This is a genomic window from Bacillus bingmayongensis, from assembly GCF_000299035.1.
Classification (GTDB): domain Bacteria; phylum Bacillota; class Bacilli; order Bacillales; family Bacillaceae_G; genus Bacillus_A; species Bacillus_A bingmayongensis.
The window spans coordinates 572,982-595,246 of the sequence record NZ_JH921517.1 but is presented as its reverse complement, the minus strand read 5'-3'; the positions used below and the strand labels follow the sequence as shown (position 1 = coordinate 595,246).

General features: G+C 36.4%; 25 protein-coding genes. 5 read left to right on the top strand and 20 right to left on the bottom strand.

Translation table 11 applies throughout. The annotated features are described in order from the left end of the window. Positions 1-87 precede the first annotated feature (87 nt). The 6 genes from Y7E_RS0110220 to Y7E_RS0110195 all read right to left on the bottom strand — a co-directional run bounded on the left by Y7E_RS0110220 (position 88) and on the right by Y7E_RS0110195 (position 8,541). Entirely contained in the window at positions 88-2,004 is a 1,917-nt protein-coding gene (locus Y7E_RS0110220) for a stage V sporulation protein D (RefSeq protein WP_017151172.1), read from the bottom strand. A 100-nt stretch (positions 2,005-2,104) separates the two neighbouring features. Continuing rightward, positions 2,105-4,252, bottom strand: coding sequence for a penicillin-binding protein (locus tag Y7E_RS0110215; protein ID WP_017151171.1), 2,148 nt, complete (start codon positions 4,250-4,252; stop codon positions 2,105-2,107). A 21-nt stretch (positions 4,253-4,273) separates the two neighbouring features. Beyond that, positions 4,274-4,636: a cell division protein FtsL gene (ftsL, locus tag Y7E_RS0110210; RefSeq protein ID WP_017151170.1), complete on the bottom strand. Its 363-nt coding sequence runs from the start codon at positions 4,634-4,636 to the stop codon at positions 4,274-4,276. 15 nt (positions 4,637-4,651) lie between these two features. After that, positions 4,652-5,584: a 16S rRNA (cytosine(1402)-N(4))-methyltransferase RsmH gene (rsmH, locus tag Y7E_RS0110205; protein WP_026049170.1), complete on the bottom strand. Its 933-nt coding sequence runs from the start codon at positions 5,582-5,584 to the stop codon at positions 4,652-4,654. A 373-nt stretch (positions 5,585-5,957) separates the two neighbouring features. Beyond that, positions 5,958-7,574 (bottom strand): bacillithiol biosynthesis cysteine-adding enzyme BshC, encoded by a 1,617-nt coding sequence (gene bshC / locus Y7E_RS0110200; RefSeq protein WP_017151168.1) that lies wholly within the window; start codon positions 7,572-7,574, stop codon positions 5,958-5,960. A 79-nt stretch (positions 7,575-7,653) separates the two neighbouring features. After that, positions 7,654-8,541: a 2-dehydropantoate 2-reductase gene (locus Y7E_RS0110195; protein ID WP_026049169.1), complete on the bottom strand. Its 888-nt coding sequence runs from the start codon at positions 8,539-8,541 to the stop codon at positions 7,654-7,656. Between the two features lie 304 nt (positions 8,542-8,845). On the opposite strand from Y7E_RS0110195, the gene Y7E_RS0110190 reads away from it, so the two are divergent. Further along, the gene (locus tag Y7E_RS0110190; RefSeq protein ID WP_017151166.1) at positions 8,846-9,319 is read left to right on the top strand and encodes an N-acetyltransferase; all 474 of its coding nucleotides are present in this window, start codon (positions 8,846-8,848) and stop codon (positions 9,317-9,319) included. A gap of 28 nt (positions 9,320-9,347) precedes the next feature. On the opposite strand, the gene Y7E_RS0110185 is transcribed toward Y7E_RS0110190, so the two are convergent. The 4 genes from Y7E_RS0110185 to Y7E_RS0110170 all read right to left on the bottom strand — a co-directional run bounded on the left by Y7E_RS0110185 (position 9,348) and on the right by Y7E_RS0110170 (position 11,569). Next, on the bottom strand, positions 9,348-9,869 hold the full coding sequence (locus Y7E_RS0110185) for an RsfA family transcriptional regulator (protein ID WP_017151165.1): 522 nt from the start codon (positions 9,867-9,869) through the stop codon (positions 9,348-9,350). Between the two features lie 86 nt (positions 9,870-9,955). Next, positions 9,956-10,705, bottom strand: a complete 750-nt coding sequence (locus Y7E_RS0110180) for an enoyl-CoA hydratase/isomerase family protein (RefSeq protein ID WP_017151164.1) — start codon at positions 10,703-10,705, stop codon at positions 9,956-9,958. A 128-nt stretch (positions 10,706-10,833) separates the two neighbouring features. After that, on the bottom strand, positions 10,834-11,007 hold the full coding sequence (gene rpmF / locus Y7E_RS0110175; RefSeq protein WP_001984764.1) for a 50S ribosomal protein L32: 174 nt from the start codon (positions 11,005-11,007) through the stop codon (positions 10,834-10,836). A gap of 61 nt (positions 11,008-11,068) precedes the next feature. After that, the gene (locus tag Y7E_RS0110170; RefSeq protein ID WP_017151163.1) at positions 11,069-11,569 is read right to left on the bottom strand and encodes a YceD family protein; all 501 of its coding nucleotides are present in this window, start codon (positions 11,567-11,569) and stop codon (positions 11,069-11,071) included. Between the two features lie 153 nt (positions 11,570-11,722). On the opposite strand from Y7E_RS0110170, the gene Y7E_RS0110165 reads away from it, so the two are divergent. After that, positions 11,723-12,964: a nucleotidyltransferase gene (locus Y7E_RS0110165; protein WP_081584593.1), complete on the top strand. Its 1,242-nt coding sequence runs from the start codon at positions 11,723-11,725 to the stop codon at positions 12,962-12,964. 25 nt (positions 12,965-12,989) lie between these two features. Here the strand turns inward: Y7E_RS0110165 and Y7E_RS0110160 are convergent, their stop codons facing one another. Together Y7E_RS0110160 and Y7E_RS0110155 are read right to left on the bottom strand one after the other, a co-directional pair. Further along, positions 12,990-14,015, bottom strand: coding sequence for a SepM family pheromone-processing serine protease (locus tag Y7E_RS0110160; RefSeq protein WP_017151161.1), 1,026 nt, complete (start codon positions 14,013-14,015; stop codon positions 12,990-12,992). After that, the gene (locus Y7E_RS0110155; RefSeq protein WP_026049166.1) at positions 14,008-14,799 is read right to left on the bottom strand and encodes a patatin-like phospholipase family protein; all 792 of its coding nucleotides are present in this window, start codon (positions 14,797-14,799) and stop codon (positions 14,008-14,010) included. The genes Y7E_RS0110160 and Y7E_RS0110155 overlap by 8 nt, the downstream gene beginning before the upstream one ends. Positions 14,800-14,912: 113 nt before the next feature. Between Y7E_RS0110155 and ylbJ the strand changes: the two genes are divergently transcribed. Then, positions 14,913-16,145, top strand: coding sequence for a sporulation integral membrane protein YlbJ (gene ylbJ / locus Y7E_RS0110150; RefSeq protein ID WP_017151159.1), 1,233 nt, complete (start codon positions 14,913-14,915; stop codon positions 16,143-16,145). On the opposite strand, the gene coaD is transcribed toward ylbJ, so the two are convergent. Together coaD and rsmD are read right to left on the bottom strand one after the other, a co-directional pair. Next, a complete protein-coding gene (gene coaD, locus Y7E_RS0110145; RefSeq protein ID WP_017151158.1) occupies positions 16,137-16,628 on the bottom strand; it encodes a pantetheine-phosphate adenylyltransferase in 492 nt (163 codons plus the stop codon). The genes ylbJ and coaD overlap by 9 nt on opposite strands. Then, positions 16,625-17,191 (bottom strand): 16S rRNA (guanine(966)-N(2))-methyltransferase RsmD, encoded by a 567-nt coding sequence (rsmD, locus tag Y7E_RS0110140; RefSeq protein WP_017151157.1) that lies wholly within the window; start codon positions 17,189-17,191, stop codon positions 16,625-16,627. The genes coaD and rsmD overlap by 4 nt, the downstream gene beginning before the upstream one ends. A gap of 567 nt (positions 17,192-17,758) precedes the next feature. On the opposite strand from rsmD, the gene Y7E_RS0110135 reads away from it, so the two are divergent. Beyond that, on the top strand, positions 17,759-18,148 hold the full coding sequence (locus tag Y7E_RS0110135) for a DUF7147 family protein (RefSeq protein ID WP_017151156.1): 390 nt from the start codon (positions 17,759-17,761) through the stop codon (positions 18,146-18,148). Between the two features lie 116 nt (positions 18,149-18,264). Here the strand turns inward: Y7E_RS0110135 and Y7E_RS0110130 are convergent, their stop codons facing one another. The 6 genes from Y7E_RS0110130 to Y7E_RS0110105 form a co-directional block, all read right to left on the bottom strand. Then, positions 18,265-18,531 (bottom strand): YlbG family protein, encoded by a 267-nt coding sequence (locus Y7E_RS0110130; protein ID WP_026049165.1) that lies wholly within the window; start codon positions 18,529-18,531, stop codon positions 18,265-18,267. 137 nt (positions 18,532-18,668) lie between these two features. After that, positions 18,669-19,121, bottom strand: coding sequence for a YlbF/YmcA family competence regulator (locus Y7E_RS0110125; protein ID WP_017151155.1), 453 nt, complete (start codon positions 19,119-19,121; stop codon positions 18,669-18,671). Between the two features lie 119 nt (positions 19,122-19,240). Further along, positions 19,241-19,813 (bottom strand): histidine phosphatase family protein, encoded by a 573-nt coding sequence (locus tag Y7E_RS0110120; RefSeq protein ID WP_017151154.1) that lies wholly within the window; start codon positions 19,811-19,813, stop codon positions 19,241-19,243. Positions 19,814-19,890: 77 nt separating this feature from the next. Next, a complete protein-coding gene (locus Y7E_RS0110115) occupies positions 19,891-20,136 on the bottom strand; it encodes a YlbE-like family protein (RefSeq protein ID WP_017151153.1) in 246 nt (81 codons plus the stop codon). A gap of 13 nt (positions 20,137-20,149) precedes the next feature. Continuing rightward, on the bottom strand, positions 20,150-20,563 hold the full coding sequence (locus Y7E_RS0110110) for a YlbD family protein (protein WP_017151152.1): 414 nt from the start codon (positions 20,561-20,563) through the stop codon (positions 20,150-20,152). 90 nt (positions 20,564-20,653) lie between these two features. Next, positions 20,654-21,691: a CAP domain-containing protein gene (locus Y7E_RS0110105; protein WP_017151151.1), complete on the bottom strand. Its 1,038-nt coding sequence runs from the start codon at positions 21,689-21,691 to the stop codon at positions 20,654-20,656. Positions 21,692-21,896: 205 nt separating this feature from the next. Between Y7E_RS0110105 and Y7E_RS0110100 the strand changes: the two genes are divergently transcribed. Next, on the top strand, positions 21,897-22,262 hold the full coding sequence (locus Y7E_RS0110100; RefSeq protein ID WP_017151150.1) for a YugN family protein: 366 nt from the start codon (positions 21,897-21,899) through the stop codon (positions 22,260-22,262). The last annotated feature ends 3 nt before the right edge of the window (positions 22,263-22,265 follow it).

The following is a 22,265-nucleotide window of genomic DNA, read 5'->3' as shown; positions in this document are numbered from 1 at the left end:
TTCATAGAAATTAAATTTCTATGAAAACAGATATTATATATTAACTCAACTTCCACCAATTGTATCATAAAACACAATCTCTGACCTTTAATTACCGAAGTAAATTCTAATTTTTGAACCTTCCTTTACTTTGGCACCAGCTTCTGGTGATTGTTTAATTACTTTATCACCCTCACCACTTACATCGAGCTTCAAGTCTACAAGCTGCGTTTGTAAATCTTTCTTCTTCATCCCGATTAAATCCGGAACTTCTATTGTAGGTGTATCTCCCCATTTATATTCCTTTTCAACTTGCTCCTTGCGTGGCTCTACTCCCATAACAGGAAGCGCATCACGAAGAATATTCCCTACAATTGGCGCAGCAACAACACCACCAAATTGAGTAACTCCTTTTGGATTATCAACCGCAACATACACAACAATTTGCGGGTCATCTGCTGGAGCAAATCCGATAAAAGATACAATATAGTTATTCTCTAAATATTTCCCATCTTTTACCTTTTGGGCAGTTCCCGTTTTCCCACCAACGCGATACCCATCAATATATGCACCTTTACCAGAACCTTTCGCTACAACATTTTCTAACGCATAGCGAACTTTTTCCGATGTTTCCTTGGAAATAACTTTTCTTTTCTCGACCGGTGTTTTCTTTCTTACAACTTGATTATTCGAGGGATCAACAAACTCTTTCGCAATATACGGCTGATATAACGTCCCACCATTTACAGCTGCTGCTACCGCAGCGACTTGTTGAATCGGTGTAACAGAAACCCCTTGCCCGAAAGAAGTTGTTGCTTGTTCAACAGGACCAACCTTATCCAAGTTAAATAAAATCCCTTTCCCTTCTCCTTGCAAATCAATTCCTGTCTTTTGTCCAAAACCAAAATCATGAATGTATTGGAATAACTTTTCTTTACCAAGACGGTCCCCAAGCTCAATAAAACCTGGGTTACAAGAATTTTGAACAACTTCTAAAAACGTTTGACTACCATGGCCACCAGCTTTCCAACAACGGAGCCGCGCTCCACCAACTTCAGCTGCTCCATCATCATAAAACGTATCTTTCTCTAAGTCTACTAATTTTTCATTTAAAGCAGCCGCCAATGTAATGATTTTAAAAGTCGACCCCGGCTCATATGTACTCCATACAGGCAAGTTTCGATTAAACACTTCTGGTGAAACACTCTGAAAATCTGCTGGATCAAAACTTGGTCGACTCGACATCCCTAAAATCTCACCATTTTTTGGATTCATGGCGATTGCAATCATACCATCAGGGTCGTAAGTTGACTCTGCGATATTGAGTTCTCGTTCCATAATTGTTTGTATACGCGAATTAATTGTTAATTTTAAATCTAAACCAGCCTCTGGTTTTTTAAAATCATCACCGACATTTGGCATCCTTTGCCCTTTCGCATCTGCAAAAAAGCGCACATGGCCTTTATCACCATTTAACTCTTTATCATAATATGCCTCAAGTCCCATAAGTCCCTGATTGTCACTACCAGCAAACCCTAGTACATGCGATAAATATTGGCCGAATGGATAATATCGAATGGAATCTTCAGCAATATAAACACCTTTTAAACTTAAAGCACGTACTTCCTTCGCTTTATCATGAGAAATTTTTCTTCCACCTTTATCTAATCTTACAATAGACTCTTTTTTTGTAATCCGTTTATAGATTTCCTCTTTTTGCACACCTAAAACTGCAGCTAACTTCTCTGCAGTCTCTGCTGGTTTTTCAATTTGCCTTGGTACAACAAAGACAGTTGGTGCACTTTTATTTGTTGCAAGCTCCACACCATTTCGATCTAAAATTTTTCCTCGCTCAGGTTCAAAAGTAATATTACGACTCCACGAATCCTTCGCACGATCTGTTAACATATTCCCAAGAAAAAACTGTACATATCCAAGACGAATATCAATAATTGTAAAAATGAGTATACCTGATATAAGTATAAAGATGAGTCGTTTTCTAACTGTTACATTCGATACACGCATATTGGAACAAGCCTCCTTTACGCCTAGCTTGTTCCAATATATGCTTGTACCTGTCCAGATAGAACCTCTTGCACTTCTTACATTATATGCACCTAGAACATTATGGCGTTTCTGCCTCTTGCTGTGGTTCAAGCGGCGGTACAAGTGTTACAGCTAATTCCGTACCTGCTTGTAACGGCGTTCCTTCCGCCACACTTTGTTCTGTGACATACCCTGTACCAGATGGTTTCAAATTAAGATTTAACGTTTTCGCTAGATTCATTACATCACGAAGTGCCCACCCTTGTACATTTGGCATTAATGGTTTATCTCCCACTAAGAAGACTCGATCGCCCTTCAATGTTTTTTCAGTCGCTTTTGGTACCTGTTGTTTTACTTTTCCTTCACCTAGTATAATCGGATGGAATTTGGCTTTTTCTAATGTTACTTTCGCCTCTTCCATTGTTTTTTCAGTTACATCTGGAACAACAGCCTGCTGCTCTTTCACATATTTCTTCGAATCTTTTACTTCATTCGGTTTAATTTTCAAATACTCTAAGCTATTTTTCGTTACAGATTTAAACATTTCTGCAAGAGGTTGTGCTCCGTATTCATTATCTTTTAATTTCGGTTGCTTAATTGCAAAGTAAACAATTAACTGTGGATCATCCATTGGCGCCATACCAAGGAATGAGAAAATATAATTTTCTCTTCCTGTCATATATCCACCTTTTCCATCCGGAATTTGCGCTGTTCCCGTTTTACCACCGACAGAGTATCCATCTATTTTATACGCATTCCCTGTTCCTTTCGGCGATGTAACAACTTGTTCTAATAATTGTCTTACTTGTGCTGCAGTTTCTTTTGAAACCGGCTTTCCTACCTCTTCTGGTTTATGCTGTAATTCTACTTTATTCGTTATTGGATCTACAATCCTATCGATTGTATAAGGTTTCATCATTTTTCCATCATTCGCAATTGCAGTTGCGGCTTGTACAAGCTGCATTGGCGTTACCGTTGACCCTTGTCCGAAGGCCGTTGTTACCTGCTGAATCTGCTTATCAAATACAATTGTATTCTCGCCTTCACCAGGTAAATCAATTCCAGTTTTTTCATCCAATCCAAATTTGTGAATATATTGACGGAAACGATCTGGACCCAGTTTTTGATCTCCTAAAATGGCAAATGCAACGTTAGAAGAACGCTCAACCCCTTCATCGAATGTAATAGATCCCCAACCTGCACCACCATTGTGGTCTTTTATTTTACGATTTCCAACTGGATACGTACCTGATTGGTAATATTCTTGACCATTATATACACCTTCATTAATCGCCGCAGCTAATGTAAAGATTTTCATCGTAGACCCCGGCTCATATGCATTTGCGATTGGATCATTTAAAAAGTATTGAATATCACGCTTATTCGGATCATAGCTAGGTCGACTAGACATCCCAAGTATTTTTCCTGTTTTCGGATCTGCAACCAATCCAATTAGCATAGAAGGTTCATAGTGCTGATCAGCCGCTTTCATCGCATCTTCTAAAAATCCTTGAATACGTTGATCAATTGTTAAATACACATTTTTTCCATTTTTGGGCGGCTTTACACTTTGCTTTCCACCATCAAGAGAAACCCCTCTACGATCTCCCGTATACGCCACACTTCCATTCGAAGCACGTAAATACTTATCTAAACTCTTTTCTAATCCAAATTTCCCCTCTGCAATTCCTTTATCATCAGGTTTTGCAAAACCTAACACATAAGATGCGAAATCGCCATTTGGATAAACCCTAGCTTTCTCTGTAACAAATGAAATCCCTGGTATCTTAAGAGTTTCTATTTGTTCTTTCGTCTCTTTCGTCAAGTTCTTTCCTAACGCTCCGAACTCTACCTGACTCTTATCCTTGTTTAAAGCAGCTAAAATTTCATCTTCGCCTTTCCCAAGTACACCTGCAATTTTTTTTGCGGTATCCTCTTTATCTTTTACAGGATCCTCACCTTTTAATTCCGCAACAAGCTTGTATGAATTCGCATCTTGTGCTAACACATGCCCATTTTGATCATAAATCGTTCCGCGATTCGCTTCAAGTACGCCATTTTTATTGTGCTTGTCTTGTGCAAGTTTCTTTAAATCTTGCCCATGTACCGTTCCTGTTGCTTGAATATAAAAGAATCGGGCTAACAACAGCAAAAAGAGCAGGAGGAAAAATATCATAAAGTAACCTGCTCCTTTATTGGTATGAATTTTGTTCATATTCATCTTCATATTTTCTTCACACCTACTATATTAATGTAAACCTTTCACATTATTCGCATTAATTTCTAGCCCGTGTTTTTTTGCGATTTCTGCGACACGCTCATAGCGCTTTAACTTTTCCACTTCAGCTTGTAATTCTTGATTTGTTTTTTGTTGATTCACAATTGTATTTTCTATTTTTGCTGCTTCCGCATCAACTTGGTACAGTCCCGCCTTATTTCCAATAAAAGCAACGCAAGCATATAATAAAAAGCCAATAAAAGCCACATACAACAATTTTTCAATCCTTGTGATCTTTGTTTTCGCCTTTGGTTGTACTTTTTGCTGCGGAGCTTGAGATTGTACATGTTCTTGTACTTGTTGTTGTTTATACTTTACAGCTAAATTTGTCATACCTCTCTCTCCCTTTTATCGTTTTTCAGCGATCCGTAACTTTGCAGAACGCGCTCGATTATTTTCTTCTAACTCTTCATCAGAAGGTAAAAGCGGTTTTCTTGTAATGAGTTTTAGTTTTGGCTTAAACTCATCCGGAATAATTGGTAATCCTGGAGGCAGCTGTGGTGTTGTACTATTTCGTTTAAATGTTGTTTTACAAATACGATCTTCTAACGAATGGAACGTAATTACGCTAATTCTTCCACCAGGCTTGACCATTTCAATCGCAGATTCTAGCGCTTCCTCAAACACTTTCAATTCATCATTTACAGCAATCCGAATTGCTTGGAATACTCGTTTTGCAGGATGTCCTCCCGTTCTACGAGCTGGAGCAGGAATTCCTTCTTTAATTAACTCCACTAACTCTCCTGTTGTTTCAATCGCCTTATTTTCACGATATGCTTCAATTTTCCTTGCAATTTGCTTTGAGAATTTCTCTTCACCATATTGGAAAAAGATTCTTACGAGTTGTTCATATGACCAGTTGTTCACAACATCATATGCCGTTAATGAGGCATCTTGATCCATCCTCATATCTAAGGGTGCATCATGATGATAACTAAAACCACGTTCTGGTGTATCTAATTGTGGGGATGAAACACCTAAATCAAATAAAATGCCATCTACTTCTTTTATTCCTAGTTCGTGTAGTTTTTCTGATAAATAGCGGAAATTACTCTTCACTGTTACAAATTGATCACCATAAGAAGAAAATTTTTCTTTTGCATTTTGAATCGCAATCTCATCTTGATCAAATGCAATTAATTTTCCTCCTTCCGTTAGTTGGGATAATAAATAAGAACTATGTCCTCCACCACCTAGCGTACAATCCACATATGTACCACCCGGTTTTATATCCAAACCATCTACTGTTTCTTTTAAAAGAACTGTTACGTGTTTAAACATTGTTGCACCTACTTTTTGCAAAATAATTACGTTGAATGTCTCTCTTTTTCCTTCTAATAAACCACACAATGTGTTGGGAAATTAATACTCCGAAAACATGTCACATCCAACTTAGCGTCAGTGGAAATCTAATATCCACAAATCGCAGTCTCACTTTATTATATACTAAATTTTATCATTTTTTGCGGGAAATTAAATAAAAACATGTCGAAAAGCACAATAATACGTTTACATTTTGTTCTATTTTGTCATATACATTCGTTTTGTTATCCATATCATACTCCGAGTTATACCGTTAGATAATTCAGAAAAAAAGAACTTTACAGTTAGTTCCACAAATCAAAAATAAAATCCTGCTCCTAAGAGCAAGATTTTATAGTTTTATAATATGATGTTTCCCGTCCCAAGAGTAGGATTGTTTCATTACTCTTTCAACAAAATCTAATCCAAACTGATTTAAATAATAGCATATATTCCATACACGTTCTTGCGGTGCACCTAACGGCCGGAGCCCGCATTGTAAACGGCGAAATTTATTCAGCTCTACTTCATGTTTTTTCTCAACACTTCGCTTTAACATTCTTTCTAGCAGCTCAATTTGCTCTTTAATTTTCCGCTCATTTTTCTCAGCAAATTGCTGTAATCCTGGATCTATTTTTTTTACAAACTGCTGTAAAGAAGTATGAATATCCATCATTTTCTCTGTCGCTTCAATAAACTGATTATCAATCGGTTCTTCTATTTGGTTAGAAAGCCAATTTTCACGTAGCACACCTATATCATTTACAAATGGATCACTCTCTTGTAATTGTAAATCATGTAAGTCTGTTAAAATATCGCGTTCCATATAACTAATTGTGAGTCTTGGAACAACAGGAGGCACGCGAAAACCAAACACATGAAATACTTGCTGTAATTCACTCCAGTAAGCAATTTCACCCGGTCCTCCAATAAACGCTAATGTCGGAAATATATATTCTTGCATAAGTGGTCTTGTTACAACATTATTGCTAAATCGTTCCGGATTTTTTTCCATTTCCGTTATCAATTCTTCATACGAAAATGAATAAGCACCATCTTTTCCAACAAATTTCCCATTCTCTTCTTCTAACAACACACGTTCTTCTTCAATTTGCATAAATATGTGCACTGCATTTGATTTCGTTTCAATAATTGGTTTATATCCTTTTTCCCTTATCAATTGCTGTTGTTTTTGAAGGCTCCCCTGCACTTCTTTATATCGACTTAGTATTTGTTTGAAAAAGGAGACCTCCAATTTTCTTAACGATGGATGATGCGAATCAACGAGAATCAAGCCTGAATCAACAAATAATTTCATAATAAGATGCGCAAAGAAATCTACATATGTACGCGAATTCTGCAAAGCATCTTCAACAAACTGTAATACATCCTTGGTGAAATTCGTTTCTGGATATGTTTTAAAAATTTCTTCAATCCACTTTCTACAGTCTTCTATCGAAAGATCAGATTCAGACGCACTCGCCTTTTTCGGATGACGATCATGAAAAATCGTCTTTTTTATTTTTTTATTTTTCATTACAAACACATGATTAATTTCATCAATATCGTGGTCTTCACCAGCAATCCAAAAAACAGGAACGACGCGGACTCCTAAACTGGCTTCTTTTTCTTTTGCAAGCTGTAAAATCGAAATGATTTTATGCACAGTATAAAGAGGTCCTGTTAATAGTCCTGCTTGTTGTCCCCCAACAACAACATATGTATTTTCATCCGCTAGCGCCTTTATATTCCGAAGAGTATGCTCTCCAGCATGTAAATTAGTATTATATTCTAATAAATGTGCCACTACATCTTGACGGAAAAACTTCTTATCACGCAAATCATGCAGACGTTGTCCGAATCCATCTTCTGTCAACGGATAATCGAAGTATGCCTGCACTTCTTTTCTACCATTCATATAGTCCGCCACAACACCTTGTAGCGGAACAGAGATTTCTTTTATCTCCATATAATTCTTCCTTTCCTATCCTGTTCTCTCACCAATCCAAATTGTAGTCAATGTTTGATGTAAAAGCAAAGAATATATCTTATACTTCTAATCCCTTTATTGAATTGTATAAAAATTGCAGTGTGGGAACTTGCTTTTGCTGTTTCCTCGCTTCTTCTATCACATAACCAATAATAGCATCAATTTCCGTTTCCCGATTCTCTCTTACATCAGCTAACATAGAGGATGTATTACCGGCTGTGGTTTCACATACACGACAAACCAATTGCCACAGTTCTTCTTTTTCGCCCTCCCCTACAAGAAACACAACCTCTTGAAATATTTGCTCCATGACTTTATAAAAATAAGGATTCGATAACAATGCTCCATTTTGTATGCCCAATAAAGCTGTTAGCGGATTAATGCAGGAATTTATTACAAGTTTATAACACATCGTCCGTTTCCAATCTTCTTCTACTTGCACCGGAAAATATTTTGGGGAAAAACACTCTAATAGTGACTCAAATTGAGACAAATCACCATTTATCACTCCAAATTTTGTAACCCCTACTCCTGTATGATTCACTGTATATTCATTTTCTTTTTTTGCCCCATGCTCTACAATTCCCACCGCTACATTTTCACATTTTATTTCTTGCAAGATATGCAGATGAGACATCCCATTTTGCAAAAAGATAATCCGTCTTTGTTCTTTTATGAACGGAAGTATATTCACTAAATGATATTGTTTTACAGCAATGAACATATAATCCATTTGTTCGTCTACAATATTCTCTAATGGCATAACATTTATAAATACCGTTTCCATTTCTCCCTTACGAATACACCTTATCCCCTCCTGCATTAACTTTTCAGCTTGTTCCACCGTTCTTGTAAATAATGTAACATCCTGTTTGTTCTTTTTTAAATAAAATGCAAAAAGCAGACCAATCGCTCCCGGACCAATAATCCCAATTTTCATCTCTATCCTTCAGAATCTCCTAACGAATACCAAAAAGAAATATATCCTGTCATCCTTTAGAAGCCTTCTGATCTCCTCCTCTCTATACTTGTTCTAACATTGATTATATCTTATTTATATTTCAACAACCGAAAGTACATTTCATAAATATGTATAAATCCCCTTCCTATGACTAGTGTAGCAAACACTTTAAAAAAATACTGAAAGAAATATTCTATTTTCTTCATAAAAATGAAAAAATGAGTTATAATATTATTGAAAATATTTATACTTTTCTTTATTTTACAAAACGAGAAAAGGATGTGATGTAATGACATTCCCAAAAGTTGAGCGCTTGCTCATCAATTATAAAACGTTAGACGAATTTAAAAAATTTAAGGGCTGTGGTGCTCAAGAACTTTCCATGTTTGAAGAATTACAAGCAAATATTATTGAAAACGGTAGCGAATCTCCCTTTTACGGCATTTATTACGGTGGATCCCTTATCGCACGTATGAGCTTGTACATGAGGAGACATGGTGAATCCAGCCTTGAGATTACTGGATCTTACGTAGAACTTTCAAAACTTGAAGTGTTACCAAATTTTCAAAAACAAGGTTTTGGTCAAATGCTTGTTAACTACGCAAAACAACTACAATTCCCAATCAAAACAACAGCCCGCATTCAATCTGCTGCATTTTGGGATAAACAAAATTTCGGGCAAGTATCAACGGCTGATGGCGAATTTTATATTTGGCATCCAGAAACTAATTTGAATGCGGTTACAAACGAAGAATCCGCATAAAATAAAAACAGCTGTTATTCAGCTGTTTTTATTTTTTCAACTTTTCTAATGTTTCATGCTCATGAATTGCATCTCTTTCTCTTGTTTCTAACACCATCACACTTCTTTTTCGATCAATATAATCAAGCAAAGTACGATACTCTTCTTCATATACAGATAAACGCTGAAGAAGCCGTTCCTTTTCCTTTTGTAACAATTCAATTTTTTGGTGTAATTCTTTTACTTCTTTTTCATCTTTATATTTTTGTAAAAAGGTAATAACATCATCTAATGTAATCGATACAGGGGGAAACTCCACTACTTTGGGTTGCCTTACTTCATAATTTTCTACCTTACGAATTTGTTTCGCCTCTTCAATACGTTCTTTATATTGCTTTCTAACGTAAGAATTCCATCTAAATCCGCATGCTGCGGGTGTACGAGATAAATGTCTACCTACCTCTTTAAATGCGGAAAGTTGCGTTCCACCTTCACGAATATGCCGGAGTACCACTTCTGCCAGAAGTAAATCTTCATCATCAGTCCATGCATCTTGTCTTGTTGTCGCCATCCCTCTAGTCCTCCTTATGCATTTTTTATTAAACATATGCAGTTACTAGAAAAGATAGAATACTAACATGTAAAGAATATATTTTTCTATTTTTTTAAAAATGCTGCAATAGCCTGACTGTGCTCTTCAGACTCCCATAAACGTGCACATTCCGTTATTTCTTCTTTCATTCGCTCTCGTAAATTACTTTCTTCCCACTTTCGAATCGCAACAGCTTTATATGCTTTTTGAACTTTGATGTTTGGAACAATCATATTATCTAGCCATTTATGACATGATTTCATGACATCGCCGAGAAATATCTCATTTACAAATCCATATTCACTTGCTTTCTCGGCAGAAAAACGATGCGCCGAACAAAGCATTATTATCGCTTGATAATAGCAAACCTTCTCATGCAATATCGCAGCCCCTCCCCACCCCGTTATAATTCCTAAATTTCCTTGTATGAAGCCAATAACCGCATCTTTAGAGGCAAAACGATAATCACATGCTGCGGCAAGTTCACATCCGCCTCCAATAGCCGCACCATTTATAAGCGCTACTGTAGGTACAGGAAGCGTCATAATATCATACAAAACTCTCCCCATTCGTTCAAGCACCTCATAAGCAGCTCTTTCCGTTTTCAATCCATGAAACTCCTCTAAGTCCCCCCCTGCGCAAAACGACTTTCCATTCCCTGTAATAACTACACATTTAATCCAATCCGCTCGCCTAATCTCTTTTATCAACTTTTCTAATGTATTCATCATTTCATTATCAATTGCATTGTGATTCTTTGGGCGATTTAGCGTAATCCACATTACATCTTCTTTCTGCTCTACCAAAAGTTTCATTATTTTTTCTCCCCTTTCACTTCACAGTTATTGTTCAAGGAGCATAATGAAAAACCTCTTCTTTCTTCTAATAGAAAAAAAACAAAAAAAATAAACGCAGAATATATCTTCTGCGTTTATTTCTGCAATTACTTGCTGATTACTTCTTTACCTTTGTAAGTACCGCATGCTTTACATACACGGTGAGCTAATTTCGCTTCACCACAGCTTGGGCACTCTACCATACCAGGTACTGATAATTTGAAATGCGTACGACGCTTTCTTTTTACTGTTTTAGAAGTTCTTCTAAAAGGTACAGCCATTCTTCCCACCTCCTTAAAAGAAATAGTTATTTTCATATGAAGGCCTGAACCAGTCTTCCGATTATTTGTCAAAAAACTTCGCAAGTCCTGCTAACCTTGGATCAACAGGCTTTTCTTTGCTTTCTTCCGAAATCACTTGCCAGTCTTGACCTTGCGTCGGTGCTCCACCGGAAACATCATCACTGAAAATTTGCATTGGAATCTCCAAAAGTATATTTTCCTTGATTATTGGGAGTAAGTCAAGTACTTCTCCCTCTAAGTAATGGATTTCCGCTTCCGTTTCGTACTCTTCTGCTGAAGTTTGGAACACCTCAGTTGTTTTAATGTCAAATGGTAATGTTACATCTACTAAAGAGCGAGAACATGGTAAAACCATGCTTCCAGTTATATGTAGATGAAACGTAAACTTACTGGAGCCAAAATCAACTCTACCTGTTACATGAACAGGATTAATTTCGCGAATTTCTTTCTCGACTTCTTTTAGCTCACTTACATCTACCATCTCATCCAATGTCAATCCTTTATGTCTCAATTTATTTAATTGATGGATGGACCATTTCATATCATATCACCTCAAGGCAACAAACAAAATTATAGCTAGCCATTTTATATTTGTCAATGTTTTTTCTTTACACTATAATGAAGTCATTATAGGAAATAATATATAGATTATCATGTTTTTAGAAAAGATGCTACATCGAAAGGAGAGATTATCATAAAGGCAAGCGGTATTATTGTTGAATATAACCCCTTTCATAACGGTCATGCTTATCATGTGCAACAAACAGAAAAGTTAACACAGTCTGACATTACAATCGCTGTTATGAGCGGACCGTTTTTACAACGCGGTGAACCAGCTCTCGTATCAAAGTGGTATCGAACCAAGATGGCTCTAGCTGGTGGCATAGATCTTGTTGTTGAACTCCCTTATGCATTCGCAACACAAAAAGCCGAAACATTTGCTAGTGGAGCCATTTCTATTTTAGATGCCCTTGGCGTTTCTGAAATTTGCTTTGGTAGTGAGGATGGAGAAGTTCAAAATTTCTATAACACCATTTCTTTACGCCAAAAAGAAAAAGATACTTTCAATCAACTTGTGCAGCAATTTATGAATACTGGAAACAGCTATGCCAAAGCAACTTCTCAAGCCTTCTCACATATTTTTTCGGACGTCAATATTGTTGATATGTCCCAGCCAAATAATATATTAGGCTTACATTACATTGAGGCGATTCTTTCCCAGAAAAGTTCAATTCATGCACATACCATTGAAAGGTTCGCATCTCATTATCATGATGAAACTTTTCAAGATAGCCATATCGCAAGTGCGACCAGCATTCGCAAACAATTATTTAGTGAAAATGATTCATTCTCAAACATATATCCATTTGTACCAAATTGTACCGCATCCTTTTTAGAAAGCTATAAACAAACGTATCATACCTTGCATTGTTGGGAGGAGTATTTCCCATTTTTCAAATATAAACTTCTGACAATGTCTTCCCAGGAGTTACAACATATATATGAGATAGAGGAAGGATTGGAGCATCGTATTTTATCAAAAATACATAATGCCTCTTCATTTCTTACTTTCATGGAAGCATTAAAAACAAAACGTTATACATGGACTAGATTACAACGAGCATGTACACATATTTTAACGAATACAACAAAAGAAGAAATGGAAAAAGCACATATAGAGCAACATTCACCATATATACGTTTACTTGGTATGTCACAAAAAGGACAAACTTATATTTCAAAACATAAAAAAAATCTCGGACTCCCACTTCTCACTCATACGAAGACATTCAGGCATCCTGTTTTAGATATAGAGCGAAAAGCAAACGCTATTTATTTTTCAGTGCTACAAGAACCTTTACGTACAAAATGTATACAGAAGGATATAACGCAACATCCTATTCGGTATGATGAAACAACGAATAACTTTTTGTAAAAAAAACCTCTCTAAGGCGAGAGGTTTACTTTTTTTCTGGCATTTTTTCTAAATATGCTAACGCATCATCTAATGTATCTACTGGTACAATTTTCATCTTCGTCTTAATATCTTTCGCTGCTTCAAGTGCGTCTTTATAATTCGATTCAGGTGCCCCTTTTTCATTTGGAGCAAAGAATATTTCTGCCCCCGCATCACTAGCTGCAACAACCTTCTGTTGAATACCACCAATTGGACCGATTTCTCCCTTTTCATTAATGGTTCCTGTCCCAGCAATTTCATGACCTTTTGTCATATCTTTTTCAATTAATTGATTATAAATTTCTAATGTAAACATTAATCCCGCCGAGGGGCCACCAATTTCATGTGAGTCGATTTTCACTTTTGGATCTACTACTAATTCCTTATAAGGAGCAATCGAAACCCCAATTCCTACACGTCCCTTACCATCAGGAATTTGTTTTAGTGTCAACTTTTCCGCCAAACGCTTTTCCCCTCGAACATATTCAATGTTTACTACTTCACCTTCTTTTTTCCCTGCCATGTGCGCAATAAATTGGTCTATCGCTTCAAACGGCTGACCGTCAACAGCGACAATTACATCCCCAAGTTTTAATTTCCCTTCAGCGGACATATTTTTAGCAATCCCAGCAACTAATACTCCTTTCTCTTGAAAGGAAACTGAACGATTTGCACGCTTATATGCATTATAAATCGCTGCATTTTGAGAATCTTTCATTGCATACGCTTGGCGGAATTGATATTCCTCATCACTCTCGCCTTTTTGTAAAATCTCCTCTGCTTTAGAAATGTGATTATATTTATTAAATTGGGCAGCTATTAGATTTACAACATTTGCAGGCCCCATTGACACTGTCACGAGCATAAAATCACCTGATTCTTTCTTTCCACCATCAACTTGTACATATGGCTCTAATTTCGCTGCCATTCCTGGTTTTGTTACATAATACGGAAGGCGTACATAGACAAGTAACATTGCCAATATAACTCCAATTAAAATTGCATATATAAACCGAAAACGCTTAAACATTATTTTTCTCCTTCCACTGCTCAATTAACAAGTAAATTTTCTGAATATGTTTTTCAGCCTCTTCTTCTCCAACCCGAATAATGTCTTCAATATTGGTAAAAGCACGAGAACTAAACTGTTCTACTGCCGGACGCATCATTAAATCTGAGGCAATTTGCCGATTAACAACAAGTTCATGCTGCATAATTTCAATACTCTGCATGATAACATCATAAATGGATGTAACTTCCCCGTTCACCTTAATAGGAGATACATCTACAGCAATCACAATATCAGCACCTAGCTCTTTTACGACAGATACGGGAATACGATCAATGACCCCACCGTCCACTAATAAGCGACCGTCTATTTTCTCTGGTACAAATACACCTGGAACAGAAATACTTGCTCTAACCGCATCAGCAATAGAACCGCTTGTAAATACAACTTTTTCCCCCTTTAAAATGTCAGTGGCCACAACTGCCGTTGGGATATCTAACTCTTCTAATTTTTTATTATATGTAAACATTTTAATCATATCTTTTACACGTTTTCCAGAAATAAATCCCATTTTTGGTACAGTAAAATCCAAATAGTATTTTCGTTTAAATAATGCAGCCATTCGGTAGAGCCTCTCCACGTTGCAACTCGTTGCATAAAAGGTACCAATTAATGCTCCCATACTACTTCCAGCAATCATATGAATAGGGATATTCGCTTCTCGTAATACTTTAATCACACCAACATGTGCGAAGCCTTTCGCACCTCCAGATCCAAGAGCTAAACCTATTTTCGGTTCATTCATTTCTCTCACCCTTAAAATTTTTTCATCCTCTTTTTCATACTTATGGTCTAAACCCACCATGTATCCACGTATACTGAAATGAACGTTTTTGGGACAAAGGGGGCTACGTTAAAATGTATGAAAAATGGAAAACAGCTTTTCTCACCATAACGATGATATTTCTAACATTTTCTCTCGTACTTCACCCCCAAGCCGCTTTGCAATCTTCTATTCGCGGATTAAATATATGGTGGGAAGTTGTCTTTCCTTCGCTACTACCTTTTTTTATCGTTGCGGAGCTATTAATTAGTATAGGTGTTGTAAAGTTTATCGGTGTTATATTAGAGCCGCTTATGCGTCCGCTCTTTCGTGTGCCTGGTATTGGTGGCTTTGTTTGGGCAATGGGAATGGCTTCTGGCTTTCCCGCAGGCGCCAAATTAAGTGCGAGACTTCGGCAAAGTAATCAACTAACACAAATTGAAGCAGAACGACTTGTATCATTTACAAACTCTTCAAATCCATTATTTATTTTTGGAGCTGTTTCTATTGGCTTTTTTAACAATCCAAAATTAGGTTTCATATTAGCTGTTGCACATTATGTTAGTAGCTTTACCGTCGGATTACTTATGCGTTTTTATGGCAACAACAATACCTACATAAAAGAAAAACATTCCATTCAAAAACGTCCCTTACAACACGCTTTTGCTATTCTTCACGAAACACGTTTACAAGAGAACAGACCGATTGGAAAACTACTTGGTGATGCGATTATCTCCTCTATTCAAACTTTACTCATGATTGGTGGATTTATTATTTTATTCTCCGTTTTAAATAAAATGATTACTGTTTTCCAAATCACGGAAGCGCTCGCTTTTATTATGCAACATATTTTAACATTCTTCCAACTATCACCACACTTTAGCATCCCTATCTTATCAGGGATTTTTGAAATGACACTAGGTAGCCAAATGATTAGCCAAACCAATCAGACTACAATTCTTGAACAAGCCATGGTAACGAGCTTTATTCTCGCATTTAGCGGCCTTTCTATCCAAGCTCAGGTAGCAAGTATTTTAGCCGAAACTGATATTCGCTTTAAACCATATTTCTTTGCAAGAATTATCCAAAGTATTCTCGCCCCAATTTACACTTTTATATTTTGGGTGCCACTTTATGAAAATTTACATTCTTTTTCACCGAACCAACAAGATATTCCCGTATTTTTATTAAACCACTCTTCTATTCTTGCGAAGGCTTGGGAACTATTACTTTACTACGGTCCAGCCTTTACACTATTTTGTTTATATCTATATGTTATTTTATTATTCTTACGCATAATAAACAAAGAAAAACCCCGTTCATCTTAACGGGGTTTGAAACTTTTCTTTTAAAGCACGCTCTACAATAGGAGGAACAAGACCTGCTACATTTCCACCATAACGAGCCACTTCCTTCACAATGCTTGAACTTAAAAATGAATATTGATTATTTGTCATAATAAAAAAGGTTTCTATGTTTTCATCTAACTTACGATTCATCGATGTAATTTGCATCTCATATTCAAAATCAGAAACTGCACGTAAACCACGCAAAATTGCGTTTGCATTACGCATTTTTGCATATTCAACTAACAGTCCACTGTGCGAATCCACTTTAACGTTTGGAATATCTTTTGTTGCTTCTCGAATTAGCTCTAGGCGCTCTTCTACTGAAAAGAACGGTTTCTTAGAAGAATTATTCAAAACGACAACATACACCTCGTCAAACACCTTTGCGCCCCTTTTAATAATATCCAAATGTCCAAGAGTTATCGGATCAAAACTCCCTGAAGAAATTGCTATGCTTGTCATTCGGTCCCCTCACCTTCATACTTATAAATCGAAATCGCCGTAATACCATAATTTTCTGCTCTTACCTTTACAAGTCCCCCTATTGTCTCAGGTAAGACTACATCATCCCCATGTTCTGCCATAATCAATCCATCTTCGTTCAATAATCCATGTTGGTCCATAACACTAATTAATGAAATGATTTTTTGATCTTTGTATGGTGGATCTAGTAGTATGAGGTCAAATGATAATTCACGTTTAATCAACGCCTTTACAGCACGCTCTGCATCATTTCTATACACTTCAGCTTGATCATGTACTCTGCAACTTTCTAAATTTTGATGAATAACCTTCACCGCTTTATTATCTCGATCAACAAAAATAGCTTTGTCAATTCCTCTGCTAAGTGCTTCAATCCCAAGTCCTCCGCTACCTCCAAACAAATCGAGGGCAACCCCTCCTTCGAAATAAGGACCAATCATATTAAAAATGGCTTCTTTTACTTTATCCGTTGTCGGTCGCGTTGTATTGCCTGGCACAGCCTTAAGCGGATGCCCTTTACATTTTCCAGAAACTACTCTCATTCGCTGTCACTACCTTTATTTCAATCTATCGAGCGATTATTACAAACGCATATCCGCCCCCGTAATCGCTATCAAATCCCATTGTTTTCTGGGTATTTTTCCATTAAAGGATAACCGAATCCACTACTTATTAAAAGAAAAAACAATTTATTTCTTTTAAAGGCCATCATTGTATGATAACTTTCCAGTGTCCCATATGTATATTCATCTCGCTACTTACAAGTAAGATCGCCTCTACTAACACAAGGTTCACTTTATCTTTTTTATCCTATCATAAAATAAAAGAAAGAAAAATAAAAAGCCTACGATAAATTTTAAATTCATTATGTATATCCTCATTTAGATTGGACATAAATAAATATAACAACATCACCTTCGATGTTGTTGCCAACCGCGGAGAAGACTTACGTTTCCCCATAAGTTCTTCCTCCGGTTTCTCCTCTCCCTTTGCCTTCTTACTAGTACATACTAGTATAAGAAGGGCCCTGCTTTGCAGGGTTTTTTTCTTTGGTCTGCTTTTCATTTTAAAAATGAAATGATACAGTAAAAGAAAGAGGAGGAAATAATATGATTCAACGTTTTATTGAACTAGGAGAAGGCTACTCCGATTTATATGAATTACTTGAGATTGCACACACAAATAAAGATCGTGTGTCACATATGTTACAATTTGAAACCTTAAAAAATGATAAAAAAGTATGCTCACTTGTTGTTGTTCTTAAACCAACAAAGGTTGGTGACTTCCAACCGCTATACATATGCCGCGAAGGGATTCCTATACTTGAAGATATAAAAAGTAAACGAATCATTTTATTCGAAGAAACGGCTGAACAAATCGGGAAAAACGTTACTTCTTTTACAGTAAAACCATCTACAATTTTCCCGGAAAAAGAATTATATTTTAATCACCTTATCGGCATTTTACGAATGAATCATTTCATTCCTCCAATGCAGTAGCAATTTTCATCTCGCTATTTATAGGCAGTCCCCCCACTGATGGAAGTTTCACTTTATACTCATTGTATTTTTATTAACATAAAAAACCCCCACCAAATTAGTGGGGGTCTTTCTCTTTAACTATAGTCGTATTCTTTCGCGCGATCCGGACGTGAATTTTCAAATTCCGTTTTAAGAAATGGACGATATGATTGCTCAATTTTTTTCACAAAAGGAAGTTTATTTAGTTTTTGCATCATATGCTCTATTTGTTCCATATCACAATATACGACTGCATATTTCAAACGCTTTGATATGTAATGAATATTACCATATTTCCTTAAAATCTTGGCATGTTTCAATGAATGTAAATAAACAATCATACTTTGTCGTTGCCCGAACATAATCTTCTCCATCTTCTCCTTTTATATACTCATATTCTTGTATCTTATAAACATCAATCAGAAATTTGTGAAATTATAGTACGTTATAGAACAAGTTCTGTATACGGTTTCTTCCATATTCTAAAAAACGGGGCATATCACCCCGTCTTTTTACAACCACAACTTCCACCAGAGCCACAACCGCCTCCGCATCCACCTGCATCAAAAAACGGATTTCCAGTAGGAACTTTAATAGCAGATGATACTTCAGAACCAATCGCTACACTGACTTCATCTAATAGTTTTTGCAAAGCATTTTCTGCTTTTTTAAAAGCAGATACCTTTTCATGCAAATCTACAGAACGTTTTAATTCTCGCATATTTTTCGAAACGAAAGTATAATCAGGATGGTATTTTCCAAAGCGTTGCACTTCTTCATATCGCTCTTTCATTACTGTAAATTGGCCAATTAATGTTTGAGCCTCCAAATCTTCCTGTAACGCCTTATAACATTCACGATAACTCTCTGCTATATCTGAACAGACAATCGCTTTTGCAAGCTGCTCTGCCTCGTCTAATATCATTACGCTTTCAAGCGTCGCTACAATCATGAGAGACACCTCCGAGTAACCATCATAACACATTTAGAACAGAACTACTAATTTGAGTATCACATCTGCATATAAAGTAAAAAGTTCTATCACTGAAAACACTTAGCCATTATAATTTCTTATACACAAATATGCTCCGCGATATTATATCGTAGTACGTCCCAGCTTCCATTCTCCTCTTTTACATAACTAATGCACGCATTTTTCAATGGAGTTTTAAATGTAATTTCATCAGGTAAGATCGCGTGTAAAATTGCTTTTATCGCATGTGAATGTGCAACAATAATAATGCGCTTACCTGCATGTACTTGTGCAACATCTTGCAATGCAGCAAAGCAGCGATTTACAATCTCTTCATCTGTCTCCATACCTTCTACATTTCCCTCTGCAATAAGTTCTCTAACTGTAGGAACTGGTTTTCCTGAAGCCTCCCCAAAATTCCGTTCAACAAATCGCTCATCAAGAAGAATAGAATGTATTCCAACAGCCCCACTAATTGCCCGTGCTGTTTCCTGTGCTCTAATTAAGGGACTGCTAATAATCACATCCCACGTTTCCAATTTTAACGCAGCTGCACTTTGACTTGCTTGCTTTTTCCCAACTTCATTAAGCGGAATGTCTTCACGCCCTTGAATAATCTCTTGAAAATTCCAATCAGTTTGTCCATGTCGTACTAAACAAATTTCCGTCATGTTATAACTCCTTTTTTCAATAATCCGTTTCTATTGTAACAAAAGTTTCGCATGACGGACATAGTTTTTCCTTCCAATTACGTTGCATTTTGCTGCTTCATATATTGAAACATGTCAATCATAATAGAAGCAACCGCCAATTGATTTTGAAATTTTGCAACTTTATCTGGGATTGTCTTTTTATAATACTGTAAGGCAGCTAATTCAAATGCCTCCTTCTCCTCCGGACTACGAGATAATTTCCGATACCAATGGGGTTGTTCACGAATATAACGCTCTAAATCTTTATCAGCTTTTATAAATTCCATAAGCTCTGCCCTCATCCTCTTTTTCCTCCTAATCTTTTCGAAAGAAAAATGGATTATTTTCAGAAGTTCTTTGCTCAGGTCGTGTACGATTCCCTTGAAATTGCTTAATGACCTGTTGCACACTCCCAATCGCACTCGTTACATTAGCCAGATGTTGTTGCATTTGCTCTGCATCTAATTTTTTTAAAAAAGAAAGCATTTGCCCCATCAAATCGGCAGCTTTTTCATCATTATTTTCTTGTGCTGGAGAAGAAATCACTTCTCCGTCTGCTTTATAGACCTTCCACATTTCATCTTGCTCCCCAAGTAAATACCATTCCTCATAAAATTGTTGCCATGTTTTTTGACCATTTCGAACTTCATGAACCATTTTAGGGTGATGGTTTACAAACGCTTTAAATTGTTGAACAGAAGGATGTAACGGTCCTTTTGTTTTTGTCATAATCCTCACCTCTTCAGATATATCTACTATCATTGTAAGAAAAAAAAGGCGCATGGTTCGCCTATTTTTAAACGATTCATGCACCTTCCCCTATTTTCTAATGAAATTTTGAGTATAAAATTTATCAAAGACTCCAACACCTAGTCCAGTAAATTGTTCATTTAACAAGTTTTTCCGATGTCCTTCACTGTTCAGCCAACCTTGTACTGCAGCGATCCCATCAGTATGCTGCGCTGCTATATTTTCACCTGCAAGTTGAAATGCAACTTGACCTCGTTGTAATCGATCTCCTAAAGTCCCAAATTTCGGTGAATCATGTGAAAAATAATTATTTTCTTTCATATCTTTACTATGCCCAAAAGCCACTTCAGCTGTTTGTTGATCCCATGTTAATAATGGCAATTGATGACGACTACGAATAATATTAGTCAGATCTAGAATTTGTTGCATATTCCCATGTTCTATTTGTGTCATTTTTTCTGGAGTGGTTGGCTGCACTGCCGCTAACTCTCCAGAATAAACAAGCTGATACGGTCTTTGTCGAAGCAATATCTCATCATCCATATACCGAATTCCAACAAGTTCATGTGTGAATCGGTCAAAATATAACTGTGCCCAACCATCTTCTTCTATCGAAACAAGCGGTTGTTCTGCAATTTCATTATCAGATAATTCAAATTGATAACTGTTCCTTCCTTTTTTCAAAGAAATTTCATGTGAGAATGGATTTTTTTTATAGACATCTTCATATCTTTCATTCATACGAAATGGAGCCACATTCACTTGATCACCAGCAGCATAAGCTGTTACAATTTTATGTTCTGCAACACCAAACTGTACATATTGCGATAAATCTTGATTATAAATCCACCATTCGTAACCATACGCAGAAGGTTCGATTCGAGCTGGTTCACCCCATTTTGCTAACAAATTTTCCGAATCTCCTCCTATTAATTGGGAGATCGTCTCCGGAAACCCTTCATTTATCTGTTTCTTTTTCTTAACAATCTTATGTTCCTGTTTAGAATGAGATGGCTGTAATATATATTGCGAAACGAGTAATTTCCCGTATAAATCAATTGCTAAAATAAAAACCGTAATCATTACGATACGTAATAATTTCTTCAAACAATATACCTCCTGGTCAAACATAAAATTGAGATATACACAAATATCTATCTTCACTTTTGTGTGTACCATACTATTTTCACTATATCATATTTTTATGAAAAAAGCCGTGATTCTCCCTTTTCTCTCAATATGAATTGCGATTTCTTATTATTCATACTATTATAAAATTAAAGGTTTTCAAATAAAAATAGGGAGGGATTCCATGCAATTTACAGATTCAAAACTTATAGGTGCGATTATTGATTTTACACTGCTCACGGAAGTTATGCAAAATCAGCATTTTGTACTTGCTGGACAGTGGGATTATGAGCGAGTTACATATGACTATAAATTTGAAATATTGAAGGATGTATATTATTTACGAATACAAGGCTTTGCGGTGGAAGGGGAAATCGGAGGACGACATGCACAAGTTAAATTACTTTCACCATTGCTAGGAAAACATTATTATCCACATGGTGTTGAGTATGGTGAGAATGAAGTTTTTCCTACAAACGTAATCCAAAAAAGCGAACAACTTCTGCAAAACATTGAAAAAGAATTGAAGGAATTTCAAGTTATCGAGTAAATA

Bases quoted from the DNA above. Each gene is read 5' to 3' on its own strand.
- rsmH (WP_026049170.1), bottom strand. From the start codon at position 5,584: ATGTTTAAACACGTAACAGTTCTTTTAAAAGAAACAGTAGATGGTTTG.
- Y7E_RS0110215 (WP_017151171.1), bottom strand. From the start codon at position 4,252: ATGAAGATGAATATGAACAAAATTCATACCAATAAAGGAGCAGGTTAC.
- Y7E_RS0110170 (WP_017151163.1), bottom strand. From the start codon at position 11,569: ATGAAATGGTCCATCCATCAATTAAATAAATTGAGACATAAAGGATTG.
- bshC (WP_017151168.1), bottom strand. From the start codon at position 7,574: ATGGAGATAAAAGAAATCTCTGTTCCGCTACAAGGTGTTGTGGCGGAC.
- Y7E_RS0110120 (WP_017151154.1), bottom strand. From the start codon at position 19,813: ATGACGGAAATTTGTTTAGTACGACATGGACAAACTGATTGGAATTTT.
- Y7E_RS0110115 (WP_017151153.1), bottom strand. From the start codon at position 20,136: ATGAGGGCAGAGCTTATGGAATTTATAAAAGCTGATAAAGATTTAGAG.
- Y7E_RS0110180 (WP_017151164.1), bottom strand. From the start codon at position 10,705: ATGAAACTTTTGGTAGAGCAGAAAGAAGATGTAATGTGGATTACGCTA.
- Y7E_RS0110130 (WP_026049165.1), bottom strand. From the start codon at position 18,531: ATGTTCGGGCAACGACAAAGTATGATTGTTTATTTACATTCATTGAAA.
- rpmF (WP_001984764.1), bottom strand. From the start codon at position 11,007: ATGGCTGTACCTTTTAGAAGAACTTCTAAAACAGTAAAAAGAAAGCGT.
- Y7E_RS0110100 (WP_017151150.1), top strand. From the start codon at position 21,897: ATGCAATTTACAGATTCAAAACTTATAGGTGCGATTATTGATTTTACA.
- ftsL (WP_017151170.1), bottom strand. From the start codon at position 4,636: ATGACAAATTTAGCTGTAAAGTATAAACAACAACAAGTACAAGAACAT.
- Y7E_RS0110160 (WP_017151161.1), bottom strand. From the start codon at position 14,015: ATGTTTAAGCGTTTTCGGTTTATATATGCAATTTTAATTGGAGTTATA.
- Y7E_RS0110135 (WP_017151156.1), top strand. From the start codon at position 17,759: ATGATTCAACGTTTTATTGAACTAGGAGAAGGCTACTCCGATTTATAT.
- Y7E_RS0110185 (WP_017151165.1), bottom strand. From the start codon at position 9,869: ATGGCGACAACAAGACAAGATGCATGGACTGATGATGAAGATTTACTT.
- Y7E_RS0110190 (WP_017151166.1), top strand. From the start codon at position 8,846: ATGACATTCCCAAAAGTTGAGCGCTTGCTCATCAATTATAAAACGTTA.
- Y7E_RS0110220 (WP_017151172.1), bottom strand. From the start codon at position 2,004: ATGCGTGTATCGAATGTAACAGTTAGAAAACGACTCATCTTTATACTT.
- Y7E_RS0110155 (WP_026049166.1), bottom strand. From the start codon at position 14,799: ATGAATGAACCGAAAATAGGTTTAGCTCTTGGATCTGGAGGTGCGAAA.
- ylbJ (WP_017151159.1), top strand. From the start codon at position 14,913: ATGTATGAAAAATGGAAAACAGCTTTTCTCACCATAACGATGATATTT.
- Y7E_RS0110125 (WP_017151155.1), bottom strand. From the start codon at position 19,121: ATGATTGTAGCGACGCTTGAAAGCGTAATGATATTAGACGAGGCAGAG.
- rsmD (WP_017151157.1), bottom strand. From the start codon at position 17,191: ATGAGAGTAGTTTCTGGAAAATGTAAAGGGCATCCGCTTAAGGCTGTG.
- coaD (WP_017151158.1), bottom strand. From the start codon at position 16,628: ATGACAAGCATAGCAATTTCTTCAGGGAGTTTTGATCCGATAACTCTT.
- Y7E_RS0110110 (WP_017151152.1), bottom strand. From the start codon at position 20,563: ATGACAAAAACAAAAGGACCGTTACATCCTTCTGTTCAACAATTTAAA.